This is a genomic window from Kitasatospora cineracea (genome assembly GCF_003751605.1).
In the GTDB taxonomy this organism is placed as follows: Bacteria; Actinomycetota; Actinomycetes; order Streptomycetales; family Streptomycetaceae; genus Kitasatospora; species Kitasatospora cineracea.
The window spans coordinates 929,694-950,894 of the sequence record NZ_RJVJ01000002.1; the positions used below are offsets into that span (position 1 = coordinate 929,694).

The window sequence follows — 21,201 nt, forward strand, 5'->3', positions numbered from 1 at the left end:
GCGGGTCAGCTCCGCACTCGGGGGTCGATCGCGGCGTGGGCGGCGTCGACCAGCAGGTTGACGCCGACGAAGGCGGTGGCGACGAGCAGCACGCCGCCCTGCACGAGGGGCAGGTCGCGGGCGGTGAGCGCGTCGTACAGCAGGCGGCCGAGGCCGGGGCGGGCGAACAGGGTCTCGACGAAGACCACGCCCTCCAGCAGGTAGGCGAGTTGCAGGCCGCCGATGGTGAGCAGCGCGGGCGAGGCGTTGTGCGCGCAGTGCCGCAGGACGGCGGCGCGGCCGAGGCCGCGGGCGCGCAGGCCGTCGGCGAGGTCGGAGCCGAGGACGGTGGTGAGCGCGGCGCGGTGGACCCGGGCGGTGAGGCCGAGCGGGACGAGGGCCGCGGCGGTGGCGGGCAGCACCAGGTGGCGCAGCTGGTCGGCGGGGCCGCCGCCGGTGAAGGCGTCCTGGGTGCCGCTCGCGGGCAGCAGGTGCCAGTGCACGGCGAACACGGCGGTGAGCAGCAGGGCGACCGAGTACTGGGGCGCGGAGACGGCGAGGGTGGCGGCGGCGCCGGTGAGGCGCTTGGTCCAGCCGTGCGGGCGCAGCGCGCCGAGGGTGCCGAGCAGGACGCCGCCGGCCAGCACGAGCGCGAAGGCGGCGCCGGCCAGCACCAGGGTCTGGCCGAGGGCGGGCAGCAGCAGGTCGGCGACCGGGCGCTGGGTGGAGACGGAGGTGCCGAGGTCGCCGGTGAGGGTGTGGCCGAGCCAGTCGAGGTAGCGGACGGGCAGCGGCCGGTCGAGGCCGATCCGTTCGGCGAGGGCCTGCCGGGCCTCGGCGGGTGCGCCGGGGCCGAGGAACGCGGTGACGGGGTCGCCGGGGACGAGCGCGACGGTGGCGAACACGACGACGCTCACGCCGAGCAGCGTGGGGACGGCGAGCAGCAGGCGGCGCCGCAGGAAACGGGTCACGGGGCGGCCGGGTCGGCGGTGGCGGCGGGCATGGTGCGGGGTCCTCCGGTTCGGACGGCGGGGGCGCGGCCGGCGCCGCCCGGGGCTTGTCCGGACCGAGGCTCGCGGACGGTGCGCGGGGCAGCCAGCCAGGCGTTCGTGCTGTTACCCGTGGTCATAGGAGCGGGGGTGCCGGGTGGCGCGGTGGGGGCGGTGTCCGGGCGGTGGACCGTCCTTGACCGTCCCTCAACGGCGGAAATAGGATTTCCCTATGGCTTATCGGCGGACCGACTTCACCCTCTGGGGGATCGGCGGCTCGTGGCACCGCAGGTGCTTCGACGAGACGTGTCGCCCCGGCACGGTGCGCCGCCCCCGGTCCTGACCCGGCCCCCGGCGCCCCGCCCGCCCTCCGCGGGGTCGGCGCCCGTCCGCGTACCGCCGCCGATCCCCCGCTCCGCGCCTTTGCCGCCTCCGAGGGGACCGACCCGCCATGCACCCGCACCCCGCCACGCCCTCCCGCCGGGAGGCACCGTGCCCGCGCTGACCCGCGGCTCCGCCCGGGTACTGCGCCACCGCGCGCACCCGCAGGACGCCCTGCACACCGAGATCGACAACCCGCTCGACCTGCTGGCCGGCCACCAACTGCTCACCGACGCCGCCCGCACCGCCCCCGAACCGGCCTGCGCCTGCGGCCACCCGCTCTGCCCCACCAGCCCCACCGGCCCCGCCCACCGCACCGCCGCCACCCGGGTCTTCCTGGTCGAACGGCACCCGGTGGTCAGCGCCGGACTGCGCAGCGTCCTGGCCACCGCCGCCGACCTCACCGTGATCGGCTCCGCCACCGACCCGGCGCACGCCGTCCGCTCGGTCCACCGCGCCCGCCCCGACCTGGTCCTGCTCGGGCGCGGCACCGACCTCGACACCGACCTGGCCGCCGTCGCCGCCCTGCGCCGCCCCGACGGGGCGCCCGACGCCCGGGTCCTGCTGCTGCGCCGGGCCGAGACCACCACCGAGGCCAGCCGCATCCTGCTCGCGGGCGCCAGCGGCGGCTTCCCGCTCGACCTGCCCCCCGAACGGATCGTCGACGCCGTCCGCCTCGCCGCCGCCGGCGGCACCCTCTTCCTCCCCGCCCCCGCCCCCGTCCGCCCCCACCCCACCCCCGCCCCCACCGAACGGCCGCTCGACCAGACCGGCCTGACCGACCGCGAACGCGAAGTCCTCGCCCAGCTCGCCCTCGGCCTCAGCAACGCGGAGATCGGCCGCCGCCTCGCCCTCGCCGAAGCCACCGTCAAGAAGCACCTCACCCAGGCCATGCGCAAGACCGGCCAGTCCGACCGCCTCCGCGCCGCCCTCTACGCCGTCCGCCACGGCCTGGCCGGCTGACCCCGCCGGGGCGCCGGTGGCTACGGGTTGCGTGCCGGGGAGCCCGCCGGGGCAGCCACCGGGGAGCTACCGCCGGCCGCCGGGTCCGGGTGGGCCGCCGGCCGGTGCCGCGGTTCGCGGTGGCGGAACCGGTGGGACGAGCCGGACACCCGCATCGGCCCGGCGTCGCAGCAGTGGTCGAGGAAGGCGCCGAGCCGGCCGGGCGGCCGTCCGCGGGAGCACGGCAGGAAGACCGGGGAGCAGCGGGCGCCGCTCCGGCTGAGCGCCGCCACGAGCCCGGCGACGAGCCCGGAGCAGAGGGCCGGCGCCGGCAGCCCGGCCGGCAGGCTCGCCACCGCCACCGCCACCGCCACCGCCACCGGCAGTCCCGGCAGTCCCGGCAGGGCGACTCGGTCCGCGAGCGCGGGCGTCCCGCCCACGGTCGGCCGCAACGCGGTGAACACCACGCCCGCCACCACGCCCGCCACCAGGAGCGCCGCACCGGCCGCCACCGGCCGCGCCGCCTCCGCTCCCCCGGCCTCGCCCCCTCCTCCGGGCCCGGCGCTGCGCAGTCGCACAACTCCCCTGTCGGCACACCGGCATGACACCGCGTCAGAACGCCCCCCGTGGGTGCCGTGCCGTACGCGGTCGCCGCCCGGGTGCTGCCGCTGCTGCCCGGCCGAGGGGCGCCCCGGGGCGGCGGGCGGGGGCGACGAAGGTCGCCCGCGGGGTAGCCGTTCGGGGCTTCTGGGGGCGGGTGGCGGGTCCTTAGCGTGGCTGGCAGGAAGGCACCTGCGGGCCGGGCGGAGGGAGAACACCTGATGGGCGTCGACGGGGCGGGGGCGGGGCGGCGGCGGGTGGTGGTGCTGCCGGTGGGGGCGGCGGACGGCGGGGCCGAGTGGGGCCGTTCGCCGTACCGGTCGATGTCGGAGGCGGAGCGCTCCGCACTGTGGCGCCAGCGCCTGCACGAGGCCGAGGCCGGGCTGACCCGCTACCTGGTCTCGCTGGACGACCAGCCGCAGTTGGCGGAGTGGTTCGCGCTGCAGGGGGAGATCTTCGCCGACCTGCCGGAGGAGTCCGCGCCGTCCGCGCGGTGGCAGCGGCTGTTCTTCCGCGGCCAGGCGCTGATGGAGCGCTTCCTGGTGCGCCGCTACGGCGAGCAGGTGCTGGAGGCGTGGGCGGCGTCCAACGCCGAGGTGCACCGCACCGTCGAGCCGGACCACGGCCGGGGCGCGGCGGACCCGATCCACCGGATCGCCCGGCAGGCCGAACTGTACGGCTCCGAGTACGAGTTCGACGACGAACGGCCGCCCGGACGGGAGAGGGCCGAGCTGACGATCACGCACTGCGCGATCTGGGACTACCGGGAGCAGGCCCGGCGCAGCGGCGTGACGATCACGCTGGCCTCGCCGTGCACGTACTGCACCCACGCGCTGTCGGCGAACATCCGCGCCAAGGGCTTCCGTCCGGCGTACCGGCTGCAGTCCGGTCCGACCGGCCACGGCTGCCACTGGGAGGCGAGCGCCGCGACCGAAGGCACCGAGGAAGGGACGGGGACGCGCTGATGTGCGGAGTGACCGGATGGCTGGACTGGGCGGACGACCTGCGGCTGCGCGCCGACACCGTCCGCCGGATGACCGGGACGCTGATCTGCCGCGGCCCGGACGCCGACGGGGTGTGGCTGTCGCGGCACGCGGCGCTCGGCCACACCCGGCTGGCGGTGATCGACCCGGACGGCGGCCTGCAGCCGTTCGCGGACGCCGAGCCCGCCGGGGCGGTGCTGGCATACAACGGCGAGCTGTACAACTCCCGTGAGCTGCGCGCCGAGTTGGAGGCGCACGGGCACGTGTTCCGGACCCGCTCGGACACCGAGGTGGTGCTCCGCGCCCACCTGCAGTGGGGACACCGGGCGCCGGCCCGGTTCAACGGGATCTACGCGTACGCGCTGTGGGACGCCCGGCGGGAGGAACTCCTGCTGGTGCGCGACCACTTGGGCATCAAGCCGCTGTACTGGCACCGGCACGCCGACGGCGTGCTGTTCGGCTCCGAGCCCAAGGCGGTGCTGGCGAACCCGCTGCTGCCCGCCGAGTTGGACGCCGAGGGCGTCGCCGAGCTGTTCGCGCTGCCCGCCGCGCCCAGCGCCGGGCACGGCCTGTTCCGCGGCCTGCACGAGGTCCGCCCCGGCCACCTGGTGCTCGCCACCCGGCACGCGGTGCGCGAACTGCGGTACTGGCAGCTGGAGTCGGCCCCGCACACCGACGACGAGCCGGCCACCCGGGCCCGGGTGCGGGCGCTGCTCGCCGACGCCGTGGAGCGCCAACTGGCCAGCGACGTCCCGCTGTGCACCCTGCTGTCCGGCGGCGTCGACTCCTCCGCGATCACCGCGCTGGCCGCCGCCGCCCGGGAGCGCCGGGGCCAGGGCAAGATCACCAGCTTCTCGGTGGACTTCCCCGGCAGCGCCGACCGCGCCCCCGACGCCTGGCGCACCAGCCAGGACGCCCCGTACGTGCGGGCCGCCGCCGAGCACATCGGCACCGTCCACACCAGCGTGCTGATCCCCGACGACGACCTGCTGGAGGCCCGCGACGCGGTGCTGCGGGCCCGCGACCGGCCCGGCTGGGGCGAGATGGACGCCTCGCTGCACCTGCTCTTCCGCGAGGTGCGCCGCCGCTCCACGGTCGCGCTGTCCGGCGAGGCCGCCGACGAGGTGTTCGGCGGCTACCCCTACTTCCACGACGCCCCGGCGCTCGCCTCCGGCACCTTCCCCTGGCTGCACGGCCGCACCACGCCGGCCGCGCTGCTGCGCCCGGAGGTGCGCGCCGAGGTCCGGCCCGCCGAGTACACCGAGGCCGCGTACCGGGCCTCGCTGGCCTCGGTGCCGCGGCTGGCCGGGGAGGACCCGGCGGACGCCAGGGTCCGGGAGACCTTCCACCTGGCGCTGACCCGCTGGCTGCCGCCGCTGCTGGACCGGGTCGACCGGGTGTCGATGTCGGTCGGCCTGGAGGTGCGCGTCCCGTTCTGCGACCACCGCCTGGTGGAGTACCTGTGGAACGTGCCGTGGGCGCTCAAGTCGCCCGGCGGCCGCGCCAAGGGCCTGCTGCGCGACGCCGTCCGCGACCTGCTGCCGCCGCAGGTCACCGACCGCCCCAAGTCCGGCTACCCGTCGACCCCCGCGGTCCGCTACACCGAGGTGCTGGCCGCCCGGGCCCGCGAGCTGCTCGCCGACCCGGCCGCCCCGGTCTTCGACCTGGTCGACCGCGACCTGGTCCGCCGCCACCTCGCCGAGGGCCGCCCGCTGCCCGGCCCGCGCACCGCGCCCAACCCGGTCGGCGGCCTCGACCACCTGGTCCAGGTCGACGAGTGGCTGCGCGCCTACAAGGTGGCCCTGCGGTGAGCGCGCCCGTGCGGACCGCGGTCACCGCGGACGCGCTGCGGGCCGCCGCCCGGCGCTGGCCGACCGGGGTCGCGGTGCTCACCGCCCGCTGGGGCGGGGAGGAGTACGCCAAGACGGTGTCCTCCTTCGCCACCCTCTCGCTCGACCCGCCGCTGATCGGCGTCGCGCTCTCCGCGCGCAGCCCGCTGGCCGCCGCCGTGCACGACTCCGGGCGGTTCGCCGTCAGCGTCCTGACGGAGCGTCAGGAGACGCTGGCCCGGCGCTTCGCCACCCCGGGCGCGGGCCGCGCGGCCGGCCCGCTCCCCGACCTGCCGGTGCACCCCGGAGCGGCCGGCGCCCTGGTCCCGGCCGGCTGCGCGGCCTGGTTCGACGCCCGCCTGCACGCCGAACTCCCGGTCGGCGACCACGTGCTGCTGGTCGGCCGGGTGACGGCGGCCGGCACGGACGGGGCCGACGCCCGCCCCCTGCTGCACCACGCGGCCCGCTACCGGCTGCTCGGCCCCGAGACCCCGTCCACTGCCTCAACCACCTTCCCCACCAGAGGAGTCGGCGCATGACCCTGCTGTCCCCGACGCCCCGCGGCCTGCTCACCGGCGACCGCTACCGGGCCGAACTCGACGACGGCCGCGAGCTGTACCTGGACGGGCAGCGGATCGCCGATCCGGCGTCGCACCCGGCCTTCCGGCCGGCCGCCGACGAGCTGGCCCGGCTGCTGGACCTGCAACACGAGCCCGAGCACCGCGAGTTGCTGACCTGGAAGGACCCGGAGAGCGGGCTGCGGCTGGCCCGCGCCTACCAACCGCCCACCACGCTGGAGGAGTTGCGGGTGCAGCGGCGCAGTGCCGAGTTCTGGCACGCCCAGGCGCTCGGCCAGCAGGGGCGCTCGCCCGCGTTCATGGCCTCGATCGCGGTGGGGGTGTACGACTTCCGGCACCGGCTGGCCGCCGCCGACCCCCGGTTCGGGGCCAACGCCGAAGCCTGGTACCGGTACTGCGCGCAGAACGACCTGGTGCTGTCGCACGCGCTGGGCGACCCGCAGATCGACCGCTCGGCGAGCCCGCTGGACGACCCGGACCTGGCGCTGCGGGTGCTGGAGGAGAACGAGCGGGGCATCGTGGTGCGCGGCGCCAAGCAGTTGACCACGCTGGCGCCGCTGGCGCACGAGGTGCTGGTGTACCTGTCGGCGTCGTTCACCGACAACCGGGCCGAGAAGTTCGTGGTCTGGTTCGCGCTCCCGCTGAACGCGCCGGGCCTGATCACGCTGGCCCGCGAGCCGCTCGGCACCGCCCCGTGGGGCCACGGCCACCCGATCGGGGCCCGGTACGACGAGCAGGACGCGATGCTGTTCTTCGACGACGTGCTGGTGCCGTGGGAGCGGGTGTTCCTGCTGCGCGACGCCGCGCTGGCCCGCGAGGGCTTGGGCCGGATCAACGCCTGGAGCGCGTACGTCGGCCACATCCGCTACCGGGAGCGGCTGCGCACCCTGCTGGCCACCGCCACCCTGCTCGCCGAGTCGATCGGCGTCGACTCCTTCCGCAACATCCAGGAGGACCTGGGCCGGCTGGCCGGGTACGCCGAGCTGACCGGCTACTTCCTGGACGCCGCCGAGAACCGCGGCGCGCCCACCGACGCCGGGCTGTTCGCGCCCGGCGACACCTTCGCCTCCCGGGTGTGGTCGGCCGAGGTGGCGGGCGAGGCGGTCGACATCGTCCGCCGGATCGGCGCCTCCGGCCTGCTGATGCAGCCCTCCCCCGGCGACCTCGCCCACCCGCGGCTGCGCCCGCACCTGGAGCGCTACATGCGCGGCCGCGGCACCGACGTGGAGCGCAAGTCCCGGCTGTTCCGCCTCGCCTGGGAGCTGACCGGCGACGGCTTCGGCCAGCGCCAGGACCTGTACGAGTACGTCCACCGCGGCGACCTGGCCCGCAACCGGATCACCGTCTACCACCGCCACGACCAGTCCGGGGCCCGGGCCCGGCTGCTCGCCCTGCTCGACGCCGAACCCGCCGCCGAGCCCCGCACCGATGACCAGGAGGCCCCCGCGTGAGCCCGTCCGCCGTCGAGATCCAGGCCCGCACCCTCGCCGGGTACGCCGACGCCAGCCGCCTGCGCCAGGTCCAGGACCGCGACTGGGTGCTGGACCGGGTCACCGGCAGCCCCGAGACGCTGATCGACCTCGGCAGCGGCATCGGCCAGCTGCTGGAGAGCGCCCTGGAGCGCTTCCCCTCGCTGCGGCTGGCCGTCGGCCTGGAGCGCTCCGAGCACCGGATCGCCGAGGCCGGCCGCCGCCTCGCCCCGTACGGGGAGCGGGCCGAGCTGCACCGGGCCGACCTGACCGCGCCCGAGCCGCTGCCGCACCGCGCCCAGGTGATCACCCAGACCTCGGTGCTGCACTGGCTGTACCCGGTCGAGGACCGGGTGTTCGCCTGGGTCGCCGCCCACCTCGCCCCCGGCGGGCGCTTCCTGCTCACCACCTACCACCCCGCCCGCGACGCCCACGGCCTGGGCGGCGAGGACGAGTTGGTGCGCGAGGCGCTCGCCGCGCTGGGCACCCCCGCCGCGGACGTGCCCGCGCTGCTCGCCGCGCACGGCGTGCTGCCGATCGCCACCCGCACCCGCACCGTCGACGACCTGCTGACCGTCCTCGCCCCCTACCTGGAGGTCGCCGGGCACGCCGAGCGGGACGCGGTGGTCACCGTGGAGTCCGCCGAGCAGTACGAGCACTTCCACGCCGCGACCTTCGGCGACTACTACGCGCAGGTGCTGCCCGGGGAGCGCCGCGCCGACTTCTACCGGGCCGTCGGCGCGGCCGCCTGGCGGCGGCAGTCCGAACGCGGGCACGTCAGCCACATGCCCGTTCGCCGCTGGGAGTTGACGGCACGTGAGGAGTTCGTTTCAGGATCCGGAACCGGCCCGCTCCCGGCCTAACCTGGAACCGACGTACCCGGGAGAACCACCGCGACGAGGAGCGAGCACCGTGTCCACCCCCGCCACCGGCCAGGAACTCGGCGCGTTCCTGCGCGCCCACCGCGAACTCCTCCAGCCCGCCGACGTCGGACTCACCGCCACCGCCCGGCGGCGCACCCCCGGGCTGCGCCGCGAGGAGGTCGCCTCGCTGTCCGGCGTCGGCCTCGCCTGGTACACCTGGCTCGAACAGGGCCGCGTCACCGCCTCCCGGCAGGTCCTGGAGGCGGTGGCGCGGGCCCTGCGGCTGGACGCGGCGGGCCTGCGGCACGCGATGCGGCTGGCCGGCTACCACGAGCCCGTCCCCGCCGACACCGACCGCACCGCCGCCGGGCGGCTGGCCGCCGCCGTCCGCCCGGTGCTCGACTCCTGGCCGGCCAGCCCGGCCGTACTGCTCGACCGGCACTTCGACCTGCTGGCCTGGAACGCCGCCTGGTCGGCGCTGTGGGGCACCCCCGAGACCGTCCCCGCCGACCGGCGCAACCTGATGTGGCTGATGGCCGTCGACCACCGCCTGCGCGGCGTCCTGCACGACTGGGAGCCGCTCGCCATGAACGTCTTCCAGCACTTCCGCGCCCAGGCCGGCCCCGCCCTCGCCGACCCGCGCACCGGCGAGCTCTACCGCCGCCTGGAGAGCGACGCCCCCGAGCTGCGCCACTGGTGGGGCTGCCACTCGGTCGCCGAACTCACCGCCCGCACCGTCCTGGTGGAGCCCCCCGGCCTCGGCCCGGTCCGGCTCACCCTCAGCTCCTTCCACCCCGTCGACGACCCCTCCGCGCTGGTGCTGCTCTTCACCCCCGCGTCCGGCACCGACGCCGCCCGGATGGCCGACCTCACCGCGCACCCGCTGCGCTCGACGGCCTGAGGCCCCGCCGGACGACTGCTCCGACGGGGCCCCGGACGGCAGCTGCTCAGCCCTGCCCGGCCCCCGCGGCCGCCTGCTGCTGCCGCAGGTTGCGGGTGACCAGCCAGGCGCCCGCCGCCGCGACCAGCGCCAGGCCGGTGCCGACCAGCAGGGTGCCGCGGACCACGTCGGAGAACGCGCCGACCGCCCACGCGCCCAGGCCGGTGCCCGCGTACATGGTGGAGGTCAGCCAGGCGCTGGAGGTGGCCCGGTGGGCGGGGGCCACGGTGCCGGCCAGGGTCTGCTGGTCGGTGACGAAGGCCCCGCTGGCGGTGAACCAGAGCAGCACGCCGAGCAGCGCGAGCGGGACGCCCGGCGCGGCGGCGGCCAGCGCGACGCCCGCCGCCAGCAGCAGCCCCCAGAACGCGAGCAGCGGCAGCTCGGTGCGGCCGGTGCCGCGGTTGCGGTCGTTGAGCCGCCCGCCGAGCAGCGACCCGGCCACGCTGCCCGCGCCGACCAGCACCCCGACCAGGCCCAGGGCCTGCACGGAGAAGCCGAAACGCCGGTCGAGGACCGCGCCGAGGAAGGTGTAGGCGCCCAGGTTGGCCGCGTTGAAGACGGTGTTGACCAGCAGCGCCCGCCGCAGCGCCGGGTCGCGCCAGCCGCCCAGGACCGCCCGCACCGCGCCGCCCCCGCCGCCCGTCGGCGCACCACCGGCCGCCGCCGGGGCGGCGACCTGCCGGGCCAGCAGCACCAGCGCGGCCAGGGTGCCCGCCGCCAGCGCCCAGAACGCGGCCCGCCAGCCCGCCGCCCCGGCCAGCAGCCCGCCCAGCGGCACGCCCACCACCTGGCCGGTGGAGAACAGCGCCATGCCCAGCCCCAGCGCCCGGCCGCGCACCGCGTCCGGCGCGGTCTCCGCGATGTGCGCCCAGATCGCCGGTCCGGCCGCCGCGGCCGCCAGCCCGGCCAGCCCCCGGGACAGGACCAGCAGGGTGAGGTCGGTGGAGAGCGCGGCGGCCGCGTTCGACAGCACGAACAGCAGCCCGCCCGCGAGCAGCGTGCGGCGCCGCCCGAACCGGTCGCTGAGCAGCCCCAGGAACGGCGCGCACACCGCGTACACCAGGACGTACGCGGTCACGGTGGAGGCGGCGGCCGCCTCGGTGGAGCCGATCGAGTCGGCGATGGTCGGCAGCAGCGGCGAGACCAGGAAGGTCTCGGTGCCGAACAGGAACAGCAGCGCGAACACCCCGGCGTAGCGCAGCGGCCGCAGCGGCTCCGGGGCTGGCACCGTCGTGTCGGTGCGTTCGGTCAGGTCGGAGACGTCGCTCACGGCGACCACCACCTCGTCCGGTCGTCGGATCGCGCGGCGCGTCCTCGGACCGCAGACGCGTTCGGCCGCGCGCGGGGAACAGGGGCGTCCGATGCGGCCATCGTGGGCGGCGGCCCGCGGACGCAGCCAGACAGGCGTTTGTCCTGTGACCGGGGCTCACACCCTGGCGCGCCGTCAGCGTGTGCGCGGTGTGATCGGGTCGCGGCAGGGATAGAAGGGCTGCATGCGCTTTGTTCCGGAGTCGGTGGCCGCGGTGGTGCGTCGCGGGGCCAGGGATGCGTTCGTCGTGCAGTCGGTGCGGGCCACCGTCGCGGCGACGCTGTCGTACGTGGTGGCGACCTGGCTGAGCAGTGAGCCGGTGCCGCTGACCGCGCCGCTGACGGCGCTGCTGGTGGTGCAGGTGACGGTGTACTCGACGCTGACCACCAGCATCCGGCGGGTCAACTCGGTGGTCGTCGGGGTGCTGATCGCCATCGGCTTCTCCACCGTGGTGGGGCTGTCCTGGTGGAGCCTGGGGCTGATCATCCTGGCCTCGCTGGTGGTCGGCCGGTTCGTCCGGGTCGACGAGTTCGTCCAGGAGGTGGCGATCAGCGCGATGCTGATCCTCGGCGTCTCGCAGGTCACCACCCAGGCCTGGGACCGGGTGCTGGAGACGGTGATCGGCGCGAGCGTCGGCCTGCTGTTCAACCTGGTGATAGCGCCCCCGGTGTGGATCGACACGGCCGGCGAGTCGATCGAGGACCTGGCCCGCCGGGCCCGCCACCTGCTGCTCGGCCTGGCCGAGGAGCTCGGCCGCCCCGTCCCGGTCGAGCGGGCCGCCGAACGGCTGTACGAGGCGCGGCGGCTGGACCAGGCGATCAGCGAGGTCGACGGGGCGCTGCGCCAGGCCGAGGACAGCCTGCGGCTGAACCCGCGGATCAGCGAGGGCCTGCTGTCCCGGCTGGTGCTGCGCACCGGGCTGGACACGCTGGAGATCTGCGTGGTCGTCATCCGGGTGATCGCCCGTTCGCTCACCGACCTGGCCAAGCGGCGCTCCTCGGACGAACGGCTCTTCGCGCCGGACGTCGCGGTCGCCCTGGAGGAGCTGTTCGAGCACGTCGGCGGGGCGCTGGTGAGCTTCGCGGTGCTGGTCACCACCCAGGTCAGCCGCAACGCCGAGGAGGCCGAGCAGCGGCTGGCCGCCGAACTCGCCGCCGCCTGGTCCTGTCGGGAGAACGCCGCCCAACTGCTGCTCCGCCGCGTCCAGGAGAGCCCGGAGGCCTGGCAGCTGCACGGCTCCCTGCTCGCCGAGGTCGACCGCATCCTCGACGAGCTCGACCTCGAGCACCGCGGCCGCCGCCTGATGGAGGAGCTCGACCGCGCCTCCGTCGCCAACCGCGACCGCTTCTCCCGCTTCTCCCGCCTGCGCCGCCTGGCCCGCGGCGAACGCCTGCGCCCCCGCCGCCTGCGCCCCCGCCGGGAGGCCGCCTGACGGCGGGGACCGCCGTTGGACCGTCAGGGGGAAACGTCGTACCGGTTCGGGTGTGTTGCGGCGAGCGCCCGAACGGCTCCGAGGACGCTCTGGAGGGTGCCGGCAGCACGCCGGCCCGTCCCCCGCCACTCTCCCCCGGAGCTCCCATGGCCCCCACCACCCTGCTGCTGCGTGCCGCAGCCCTCGCCGTGCTGCCGCTGGCCGCGTTCGCCGCCCCCGCGCACGCCGCGCCCGGCGACAACGGCGACGTGAAGATCCACGAGGTCGGCACCCCGACGGACGACCAGAACGACCAGCCGAAGGTCTGCTCCTTCTACCTGGACGCCTTCAACTTCGACACCGTCCAGCAGGTGACCTGGCACATCGACCAGCAGCCGCCGACCGGCACCGCCACGAACGTGCGGACCGGGCAGATCACGCTGGTCACCGGCCACGGCTTCACCCCGCCGGTGCTGCCGCAACTGCCCGACGGCCACTACGAGCTGTTCTGGAACTTCGCGGGCGAGAGCGGCGCCGCCAAGCACAAGGTGTTCATGGTCGACTGCTCGGGCGTCGGCAGCAGCCCCTCCCCGTCGCCGAGCGCCTCGCCCTCCCCGGTCGGCGGCGGCACCTCCCCGTCGCCCGGCAGCTCGCCCTCCGGCCCGGGCGGCCCCGGCGGGCCGGGCGCGGGCGGGCCCGGGCGGACGCCGCAGGGCGGGGTCGCGGCCGGGGCCGGCGGGTCCTCGCGGGACTGGAACCCGGCGGAGGTCACGGTCGGCGCCGCCCTGGTCGCCGGAGCCGGCTACCTGGTCGTGCGCCGGCGCCGCCGTTCCCGCCGTTGAGCCGGACCGCGCGTCGGCGCGCCCGCGGTGCCGCCCTGTTGCGGGTCGGCACCGCGGGCGTCGCCCTGCTGTGCGGCGTCTGGCTGGTGGACGACGGGCTGACCACCAGCCGGCCCCCGGCGCCCGCCCCGCCGGGGAGCGCCACCTCCACCGCGGCCCCCGCCCCGCCCGCCCTCGGCCCCACCGCGCCCGCGCCCGCCGCGAGCCCCCCGGCCGTCCCGGCCACCACCGCGCTCGCCCCCTCCGACCCGACCCGGCTGCGGATCCCGTCGATCTCGGTGGACGCCTCGTTCACCCCGCTCGGCCTGGACGCCTCCGGCGCCCTCGGCACCCCGCCGGTCGGCCGCCCCGACCTGGTCGGCTGGTACCGGGACGCCCCCGCGCCCGGCGCGGACGGCACCGCCGTCGTGGTCGGCCACGTCGACGACCGGCACGGCCCGGGCGTGCTGTACCGGCTGGGGCTGCTGCGCCCCGGCCTGACCATCGCCGTCACCCGGCAGGACCGCCGCACCGCGACCTTCACCGTGGACGCGGTGCGCTCCTACCCGAAGAGCGCCTTCCCCTCCGGGGAGGTGTACGCGCCGACCGGCCGGGCCGAACTGCGGGTCATCACCTGCGGCGGCCACTACGACCGGCACACCGGCTACGACTCCAACACCGTGGTGTACGCCCACCTGACGTCCGCCACCTGACCCACCGTCAACCGGCCCGCCCTCGGCGGGCCTCGGCCGCCAGGGCCGCCACCGCGAGCAGGGCCGCCGACAGGGCGGCGACCAGCAGCGGGTGCGGGCCGTCCGGGTGCCCGGCGGTGCGGGCCGCGCCCATGAAGTCCACCGCCGCGACCCGGTTGACCAGCAGGTACCACAGCGGCAGGTAGAGCGCCTGGAACAGCCGGTGGCCGCGGCTGACCGCGCCGAGCGCGAGGGCCAGCGAGGGCACCAGCAGCGGCCCGCCGAGCCAGTGCGCGGCCCCGGCGCCGTCGCCCGCGGCCAGCATCCGCAGCAGCGGGGCGAGCCCGGTGAGCGCGGTCAGCAGGACGCCCGCCGCCCACTCGGCCAGCAGCCGGCGGCGCGGCGCCGGGTGCGCGCCGAGCAGTTCGGCCAGCCCGTGCTCGGCCTGCTGGGAGCCCAGCCGGGACCACAGCAGCACCGGCCACAGCCACAGCACCGGCAGCAGCAGCCCGCCCACCGTCGGTTCGGGCACCGCGAACACGGCGGCGGACAGCACCGCGACCACCGCCCACCAGGTGCGCGGCACGCCCTGCACCAGGATCCGCGCCTCCCCCGCCAGCAGCCGCCCGAACGCCCCGGCCCGTACCGGCACGGTGCCCGGCAGCCCGGTGAACTCCCGTTCCTCCGGAGGCAGTCGGCCTTCCGCCCTCCCTTCCGCAGCCTTCGGGCGCCCCGCGGTCCGGTCGAAGCGGCCGAACCAGAGCGCGGGCAGCACGGCGGCCGCGGCGGCCAGCAGGAACAGCGCCAGCCGGGCCGACAGGAAGCCGCCGGTGAGCGGTGCGCCGTCCCAGCGGAAGGGGTGCAGCGGGTGCTCGGTCTCGGTCAGTCCGATGCTGAACCCGCCCTGGGAGTAGGCGAGTTGCTGCTCCTCCAGGGCCCGCCGCAGGGACGGTACCGCGTGCTGCACGCCGAGGCCGCCGAACGGGGCGTGCGCGGACTGGCCGCCGATGGCGATCAGCAGCGCCGACCCGAACCAGAGCACGTTGCCGAACCCGGCCCGCAGCGGCGGGACGGTCTCGAACAGCACGGCCGCCGCGGCCGTCACCGCCAGCACCGGCAGCGCGACCAGCAGGAACGGCGCCAGCAGCGCGACCGGGTCGACGGAGCGGTCCTCGCCGGCCAGCAGCTGCCGCACCAGCGCGGTGCCCGCCAGCACCCCGAGCATCGAGGCCAGCACCAGCAGGTTGGAGAGGAACTTCGCCGCCAGGTACCCGGCCGAGCGCAGCGGCGTGGCCGCCAACACCTGCCCGACCCCGGTGGTGTCGTCCCGGACGATCGCGCCGCGCACCACGTAGAACCCGCCGACGGTCAGCCACAGCGCCCCGGCCAGCGCGGTCGCGGTGCCGACCCAGGCGCTGTTGTACACGCCCCGGTTGCCGCCCACGTCGATGACGCCCCAGCGGCTGCCGGCGTCCGGCACCGCCAGCCGCCCCAGGCCGACGGCGGCCAGCAGCGTCACCGCGTACACCGGGCGGCGCACCCGTTCCCGGAAGTCCCCGACGGCCAGCCCGGCCAGCGCGCGCACCGTCACCGCCCCGCCCCCGGCCGGACGGTGTCCAGGTAGACGTCCTCCAGGTCCGGCCGCACCGGCACGGCGGCCGCGGACGGCGGGCCGGGCGCCAGCAGCCGCAGCCGGACGCCCTCGGCGGTGCGGACGGTGCGCCCGACCCGCCAACGCGCCTGCCAGGCCGGCACGTCCGCCACCGGGACGGTCAACTCCCACACTGCGCCGTCGAGTTCGCGCAGCAGCCGCTCCGGGGGGCCCAGCCGCAGCAGGCGGCCGCCGGCCAGCACGGCGATCGTGCCGGCCGTCGACTCGACGTCGGAGACGATGTGGGTGGAGAGCAACACGGCCCGCTCGACGGCGAGTTCACCGAGCAGGTTGCGCAGCCGGACCCGCTCCTCCGGGTCCAGCCCGGCGGTCGGCTCGTCCACCACCAGCACCTTCGGGTCGGCGAGCAGCGCCTGCGCGATGCCGACCCGGCGGAGCATGCCGCCCGAGTAGCCGCGCAGCGGGCGGCGGACGGCCTCGGTCAGGTTGAGCAGTTCAAGCAGCTCGTCGGTGCGGGCCCGGGCGGAGCGCGCCGAGAGGCCCTTGGCGGCGGCCAGGTAGGCCAGGAACTCGCGCGCCGTCAGGTTCGGGTAGACGCCGAAGTCCTGCGGCAGGTAGCCGAGTTCGCGGCGCAGCCGGTCGGGCGAGGCGACCGCGTCGACGCCCCGGTAGTGCAGCGTTCCGCTGCTCGGCCGGGTCACGGTGGCCAGGATCCGCAGCAGCGAGGACTTGCCCGCGCCGTTCGGCCCGAGCAGGCCGAGCAGCCCCGGCCCGATCGTCAGCCCGACCCCGTCCAGGGCCCGCTTGCCGCCCCGGTAGACCTTGCCGACCCCGGCCAGCTCGATCACCGGCGCCCCCTCCCGCTGCGCGCCGCGCGCCTTCCCCCCGCCGCTGCCCCTGCCCCTGCTGCTGCCCCCGGTCTCGGGACGTCCTCGGTCCACCGGTTCCTCCGGTCCGTTGCGGTCGCTCACGCCCCGAGCCTCGCCGATCCGGGACGGCCCGCCATCTGCCGTTCGGCAGATATCCGCCCGGCGGCCGGGGCCGGGCGCGCGAAGAGGAAGGCGGTGCCACCCTGGTAGCGGTGGCACCGCCTTCCGGCGCGTCCGTCCGGTCAGCCCGTGGTGCAGGCCAGGGTCGGAGCGGCGTTGGTACCGCTGTAGTTGGCGTTGAAGCCGAAGCTGGTGGTGCCGCCCGCCGGGACGGCGCCGTTGTAGGCGGCGTTGTTCACCGTGACGACCTTGCCGGACTGGGTGTAGGCGCCGCTCCAGAGGTTGGTGACCGTCTGGTTGCCGGCGTAGGTCATGGTGACCTTCCAACTGTTGGTGGCGGTGGAGCCGTTGTTCTTGACGGTCACCGCGCCGGTGAAGCCGGAGCCCCAGTCGGACGCGTTGGCGTAGGTCGCGGTGCAGCCGCTGCCGCCGCCGGTGGTGCCGCTCGGGCTGGGCGACGGGGAGGGCGAGGGGCTGGTGCCGCCGGTCGGGGAGGGCGACGGGCTGCCGGTGCCGCCGGTCCCGTGGCTGACCGTGATGTTGGAGCTGCCGCTGCTGCCGTAGCCCTCGGTGGCCAGGATCTCGTAGTTCGGGGTGCCGAGGTTCAGGCCCGCCTTCGCCCACGCGTTGAAGAAGGTGGACACGGTGATGGTGCCGCCGGTGCGCTTCGCCTGGCGGATCGCCCAGAACTGCGTGAAGTTCGAGTGGTCGCCCTCGATGGACGGGGCGTCGGTGCGCTGCGTCGAGTACAGGTCGTAGGTGCTGCCGTCACTGACGACCGAGCCCAGCTTGGTGGCGCCCGAACTCGGGTTGTAGTTGCCGTAGTTGTCGACGATGTAGTACTCGATGAGCGGGTTGGTGGTCCACCCGTACAGCGACAGGTAGCAGTTGCCGTTGCAGTTCCACGTGCCCGAGTAGGTCACGGCGTCCGTCGTGCCCGGGTTCCAGCCCTTGCCGGCGACGAAGTTGGTGACGTTGTTCCACGTGGTGCTGTACTGGCCGCCGGCGCCCAGGGTCATGGACGCCTGGCCGCTGTTCTGGCTCCAGAACGAGTAGAAGTACCCGTTGTTGGTGCCGGTGCCGTTCGACGAGATGGTCGTGTCGGCGTTCGCCACGGCGGGGACGACGAGGACGGCCGCGAGGGCCACGGCAAGGATGCGTGCCTTGCTGACGAGCCGGGAGAGGCGGCCGCCTCGGGTGGGACGGATGGGCTTCACGGGCCTGCTTCCTCTTCGGTGGGGGACGGACGGAAGGGCGCGCCGCGGCACGACCCGGCGCAGCGCCGCGGCCGAGGTGGCGGCCGGAGCGGATCGGCGGTCGTGAGGGCCCGCCGTTGGCGATGATGCTGGCCCGCACCTGTCGGACTGTCAACACTTTCGACACGCCGCCGAAACAGTTCCGAACCGCCAGGGTTCCCGCGCCGGAGCATCTACGCAGCTCACCGGCCACGCCCCGGGGTCGAGGCATGCAGACCGCCCGCCCGACCGAGGTGCGCCGCCGTGAAAGCTTGCAAGCCCGGCCATCCACGGAGGGCGCATTTCTCGAAAATTTCGGAGTGCTGATCGATCGTCATGCCGGCCGGGCCGAGGCCCGACCCCCGGCGCCGGGGCGCCGCGGATACGAACGGGTGCTCCCGGCCCGGACCGGACTGGACTGGACTGGAGGAACCACGTCCCGAGCTGCCAAGGCCAAGGGCATCGTCGCGCCGCGCCGTCCACCGTCACCATCGACTCCACCGCCACCGCCGTCTACCGGCTCAGCCGGGACGCCCGACCCCTGCCCCGGGCCGAGCGCGCCACGGCCCCGTGGAGGCGAGAGCCTCCACGGGGCCGTGGCAGGTCGGGCGGGCGGCGCGGCGGGGCCGTCAGTGCGTGGCGGCGGTCATCGCTGCGGCGTGGGCGGCGAACAGCTCGGCGGTGGTGCGGGTGGGGTTGGCGGGGTCGTTGTTCCACATGACGCGGTGGCCGTCGTAGTCGGGGTAGAACGAGCCGTCGTCGACGCGGGAGGTGAGCAGCCAGAACTGGTCTCCGGCCGCGCCGGAGGCGAGGGCGGCGCCGGTCCAGGCCCGGTAGGCGGCGTCGCGGGCGGTGGTGTCGGCGATGTCGCGGGCGGCGTCGATCTGGAGGCCGAACTCCTCGATGACGACGGGCTTTCCGAGCTTGCGGCCGTCGGCGAGGTGGTCGGTGATCCAGCGGGTGCCCCAGCCGGTGGCGTCGGTGCCGGGCTTGTTGCCGCTGGTCTCGCCCCAGTTCTGCGGGTAGACGTGCACGGTGCCGTAGTCGACGGCGGGCAGCGCGGTCAGCTTGAGCCAGTCGTTGCCCTCGTAGTTCGAGTACGGGTAGTCGGCCTCGTCCGCCCGCCCGTAGAAGCCCTCGTCGCCGACGGCGAGCAGCTGGCGCGGGGCCAGCGACTTCACGTAGGCGCTCATCTCGCGGGCCCAGCCCAGCAGCGTGGCACCGGACTTGTCGCTGCGGCAGCGCGGCTCGTTGGCCAGTTCCCAGGCCATGACGGTGGGGTCGTCGGCGTAGCGCAGGCCGGTGTAGCGGTTGCGGCGCTGGATCACGTGCTTGGCCCAGGCCCGGTACGCCTTGCGGCAGTCGGCGTCGGTGTAGAACTTGTCGTGGTGGGTGCCGTCGCCGTAGGAGTCGTCGGCGAGGCCGAGGAACCAGGACACGTACTGCTGCATGCCGCCGTAGTCGGGCCAGTTGTTGACCAGCGGGAGGACGAGGCGCAGGCCGAGCTGCCCGGCCTTCTGGACGGCGTAGTCGAGGCTGTCGAAGGCGGCTTCGTCGTAGCGGAACGGCTCGGGCTGCAGGGCCCGGTAGGAGTGGCCGGAGCCGTCGGCGAACGCCCAGGCGCGGACGACGGTCAGGCCCATCGCGGCGGCGTCGTTCAGCACCGCGTCGATCATGTAGTGCGACTGCTGGTGCAGGTAGTAGCAGTTGGTGCCGCCGAACCGGAACGTCCGCCCGTCCAGGCGAAGTTCACCGCCGCGCGCGGTGACGAAGGCGCCGCGGCCCCGGCCGGAGCCGTCCTGGCCGCCACCGCCCTGGCCGCCGCCGCCCTGGGCGTCCTGGCCGGCGGCGAAGGCGGTGCTGCCGAGCAGCGGGGTGGCGGCGAGGCCGAGGGCGGCCGCGCCGAGCAGGTGGCGGCGGCTGGTGGCGCGGGGCTGGTCGTTCACGTGCGTCCTCCGGACATGCGGGTGGGGTGGGGGTGGCGCCTGGGGGGATCGTGAAGTCCCGGGTGCGGCCCGGCCGGTGGGGTTCCGGCCGGGCCGCGGGGTGGGCCGGTCAGCCGTTGACGGTCTTCTGGGCCTGGGACCACTTCTTGTCGAGTTCGGCGAAGTAGCCGTCCCGGTCGCCGGGGGCCGCGCCGCGGGCGATGTCGACCAGCTTCTGCCGGTAGTCCGGGGCGTCCAGGTTGATCTCCGCGCCCTTGTCGATCTTCTTGACCACCGCGGACTTGTCCTGCTTCTGCCCGATCAGCTGCACCCCGTTGTCGGTGAACGGCTTGAGCGCGGCGGGCAGTTCGGTGCCCTTGACCGAGGAGATGCCCTGCTCGGCCTGCGCCGCACCGGACTTGGCGATGTACCAGTCCAGCCACGCCCGCGCGGCCTCCTGGTTCTTGGAGTGCTTGTTGATCGCGTACTTGTAGTCCGGCTGCAGGACGCTGCACAGCTTCCCCGACGTGGAGGGGAACGGCATGTAGCCGATGTCCTCCGGGTCCGCCCCGGCCTTGGTGGCCGCGTCGCGCATCTGCGACACCGACCACGAGCCCAGGTACATCGCCCCGACCTTCCCGGTGCCCAGCATCACCTTCGACTGGTCCCAGTTGGTGGTCGTCGGGTCGTCCTCGGACAGCTTCTGGTCGACGATGGCGTACACCAGGCTGTCGATGGTGTTCAGGTCGCCCCCGGCCGCCCACGGCTGCGCGGTGGTGGCGAGCTCGTCCTTGGCGCCCTCGTCGCAGGACGGCGAGCCGATCGCGTCCGTCCACTGCCGCAGCGGCCAGCCGTCGTGGTAGTTGGTGTAGTACGGGACCGCCTGCCCCTTGGCCTTGATCGCCTTCAGGTCGGCCAGGAACTCCTCCGGGGTCCTGGGCCAGGCGGTGACGCCGGCGTCGGCCCACACCTTCTTGTTGTAGACGAAGCCGGTCACCGTGCCGAAGTTGGCGATGCCGTAGACCTTGCTGTCGACCGTCGCGTAGTCGGTCCACTGGTAGGTCTTCGACAGCTCGTCCGAAGACCCCAGCGAGGAGAAGAAGTTGGGGAACTGGGCGATCGACAGGTCGGAGGGGATCGGCAGCACGTCACCGTAGTTCTCGGTGTTCATGCGGATCTTGACTTCGCCCTCGTAGTCCTTCATCCCCTCGAACTTCACCTTGACGTTCGGGTAGACCTTGTTGAACTCCGCGGCGTACTTGTCCAGCGTCCCGTCGCCGAGCTGGTCGGTGCGGTTGGTCAGCACCGTGATCGAACCGGTGACCTTCGCCGGGTCAGCGTTCACCGACGGCGCAGCGGACGTCCCACCGCCACCACTGCTACACGCAGTGAGCACCACCATGGAAGCGGCCGCGACGGCCGGCCATCCTCTGCGCATCTCGCTCATCCTTCACGCTGATCTTCATTGGCTCGTGGAAGCAGCGACCGGCGGCCGCAAGCGGCGCTCCGGGCTGTTGGACGCTTAACGTAGACGTCACATCCCAGCCATGTCCATAGACCGGTCAACACTGAAATACAGCGGTTTTGAAGGCACAAGGTGCCGAAGAACTAAAACTTTACTTAACTTTATGACGGATTAGTCTCGTTACCGGAC

18 protein-coding genes are annotated in these 21,201 nt (G+C 75.2%); 10 read left to right on the forward strand and 8 right to left on the reverse strand.

The features are described from left to right. Positions 1-5: 5 nt before the first annotated feature. Positions 6-950, reverse strand: coding sequence for an ABC transporter permease (locus tag EDD39_RS30550; protein ID WP_123562248.1), 945 nt, complete (start codon positions 948-950; stop codon positions 6-8). Positions 951-1,460: 510 nt separating this feature from the next. Between EDD39_RS30550 and EDD39_RS30555 the strand changes: the two genes are divergently transcribed. Then, positions 1,461-2,312 carry a LuxR C-terminal-related transcriptional regulator gene (locus EDD39_RS30555; protein WP_123562250.1) on the forward strand — a complete coding sequence of 284 codons (852 nt, stop codon included), beginning with the start codon at positions 1,461-1,463 and terminating at the stop codon, positions 2,310-2,312. A gap of 20 nt (positions 2,313-2,332) precedes the next feature. Here the strand turns inward: EDD39_RS30555 and EDD39_RS30560 are convergent, their stop codons facing one another. After that, positions 2,333-2,869, reverse strand: a complete 537-nt coding sequence (locus tag EDD39_RS30560) for a hypothetical protein (RefSeq protein ID WP_148089562.1) — start codon at positions 2,867-2,869, stop codon at positions 2,333-2,335. A gap of 243 nt (positions 2,870-3,112) precedes the next feature. Between EDD39_RS30560 and EDD39_RS30565 the strand changes: the two genes are divergently transcribed. The 6 genes from EDD39_RS30565 to EDD39_RS30590 are packed head-to-tail and all read left to right on the forward strand — an operon-like array spanning position 3,113 to position 9,514. Further along, positions 3,113-3,856 carry a hypothetical protein gene (locus tag EDD39_RS30565; RefSeq protein WP_123562254.1) on the forward strand — a complete coding sequence of 248 codons (744 nt, stop codon included), beginning with the start codon at positions 3,113-3,115 and terminating at the stop codon, positions 3,854-3,856. Then, positions 3,856-5,685, forward strand: a complete 1,830-nt coding sequence (gene asnB, locus EDD39_RS30570; RefSeq protein WP_123562256.1) for an asparagine synthase (glutamine-hydrolyzing) — start codon at positions 3,856-3,858, stop codon at positions 5,683-5,685. Before EDD39_RS30565 ends, asnB begins: the two co-directional genes overlap by 1 nt. Then, on the forward strand, positions 5,682-6,242 hold the full coding sequence (locus EDD39_RS30575; RefSeq protein ID WP_162870257.1) for a flavin reductase family protein: 561 nt from the start codon (positions 5,682-5,684) through the stop codon (positions 6,240-6,242). Before asnB ends, EDD39_RS30575 begins: the two co-directional genes overlap by 4 nt. After that, positions 6,239-7,732, forward strand: coding sequence for a 4-hydroxyphenylacetate 3-hydroxylase N-terminal domain-containing protein (locus EDD39_RS30580; protein WP_123562260.1), 1,494 nt, complete (start codon positions 6,239-6,241; stop codon positions 7,730-7,732). Before EDD39_RS30575 ends, EDD39_RS30580 begins: the two co-directional genes overlap by 4 nt. Further along, the gene (locus tag EDD39_RS30585; RefSeq protein ID WP_123562262.1) at positions 7,729-8,613 is read left to right on the forward strand and encodes a class I SAM-dependent methyltransferase; all 885 of its coding nucleotides are present in this window, start codon (positions 7,729-7,731) and stop codon (positions 8,611-8,613) included. Before EDD39_RS30580 ends, EDD39_RS30585 begins: the two co-directional genes overlap by 4 nt. A gap of 49 nt (positions 8,614-8,662) precedes the next feature. Beyond that, positions 8,663-9,514, forward strand: coding sequence for a helix-turn-helix domain-containing protein (locus EDD39_RS30590; protein ID WP_162870258.1), 852 nt, complete (start codon positions 8,663-8,665; stop codon positions 9,512-9,514). A gap of 46 nt (positions 9,515-9,560) precedes the next feature. Here EDD39_RS30590 and EDD39_RS30595 read toward each other — a convergent pair whose 3' ends face one another. After that, the gene (locus EDD39_RS30595) at positions 9,561-10,823 is read right to left on the reverse strand and encodes an MFS transporter (RefSeq protein WP_162870259.1); all 1,263 of its coding nucleotides are present in this window, start codon (positions 10,821-10,823) and stop codon (positions 9,561-9,563) included. 223 nt (positions 10,824-11,046) lie between these two features. On the opposite strand from EDD39_RS30595, the gene EDD39_RS30600 reads away from it, so the two are divergent. The 3 genes from EDD39_RS30600 (at position 11,047) to EDD39_RS30610 (ending at position 13,807) form a co-directional block, all read left to right on the forward strand. Next, on the forward strand, positions 11,047-12,294 hold the full coding sequence (locus EDD39_RS30600; protein ID WP_123562268.1) for an FUSC family protein: 1,248 nt from the start codon (positions 11,047-11,049) through the stop codon (positions 12,292-12,294). 146 nt (positions 12,295-12,440) lie between these two features. After that, complete coding sequence (locus EDD39_RS39935) at positions 12,441-13,115, forward strand: hypothetical protein (RefSeq protein WP_162870260.1); 675 nt, start codon at positions 12,441-12,443, stop codon at positions 13,113-13,115. Between the two features lie 38 nt (positions 13,116-13,153). Then, positions 13,154-13,807 (forward strand): class F sortase, encoded by a 654-nt coding sequence (locus EDD39_RS30610; RefSeq protein ID WP_123562273.1) that lies wholly within the window; start codon positions 13,154-13,156, stop codon positions 13,805-13,807. A 7-nt stretch (positions 13,808-13,814) separates the two neighbouring features. Here EDD39_RS30610 and EDD39_RS30615 read toward each other — a convergent pair whose 3' ends face one another. From EDD39_RS30615 to EDD39_RS30635, 5 genes are all read right to left on the reverse strand, one after another. Next, positions 13,815-15,377: a hypothetical protein gene (locus EDD39_RS30615; protein ID WP_123562275.1), complete on the reverse strand. Its 1,563-nt coding sequence runs from the start codon at positions 15,375-15,377 to the stop codon at positions 13,815-13,817. Further along, positions 15,374-16,246 carry an ATP-binding cassette domain-containing protein gene (locus EDD39_RS30620; protein WP_123562277.1) on the reverse strand — a complete coding sequence of 291 codons (873 nt, stop codon included), beginning with the start codon at positions 16,244-16,246 and terminating at the stop codon, positions 15,374-15,376. The genes EDD39_RS30615 and EDD39_RS30620 overlap by 4 nt, the downstream gene beginning before the upstream one ends. A gap of 263 nt (positions 16,247-16,509) precedes the next feature. Then, positions 16,510-17,604, reverse strand: coding sequence for a glycoside hydrolase family 11 protein (locus EDD39_RS30625; RefSeq protein ID WP_123562278.1), 1,095 nt, complete (start codon positions 17,602-17,604; stop codon positions 16,510-16,512). 647 nt (positions 17,605-18,251) lie between these two features. Then, positions 18,252-19,568, reverse strand: coding sequence for a glycoside hydrolase 5 family protein (locus EDD39_RS30630; RefSeq protein ID WP_208765685.1), 1,317 nt, complete (start codon positions 19,566-19,568; stop codon positions 18,252-18,254). Between the two features lie 109 nt (positions 19,569-19,677). Beyond that, positions 19,678-20,985 carry an extracellular solute-binding protein gene (locus EDD39_RS30635; protein WP_123562280.1) on the reverse strand — a complete coding sequence of 436 codons (1,308 nt, stop codon included), beginning with the start codon at positions 20,983-20,985 and terminating at the stop codon, positions 19,678-19,680. Positions 20,986-21,201 lie beyond the last annotated feature (216 nt).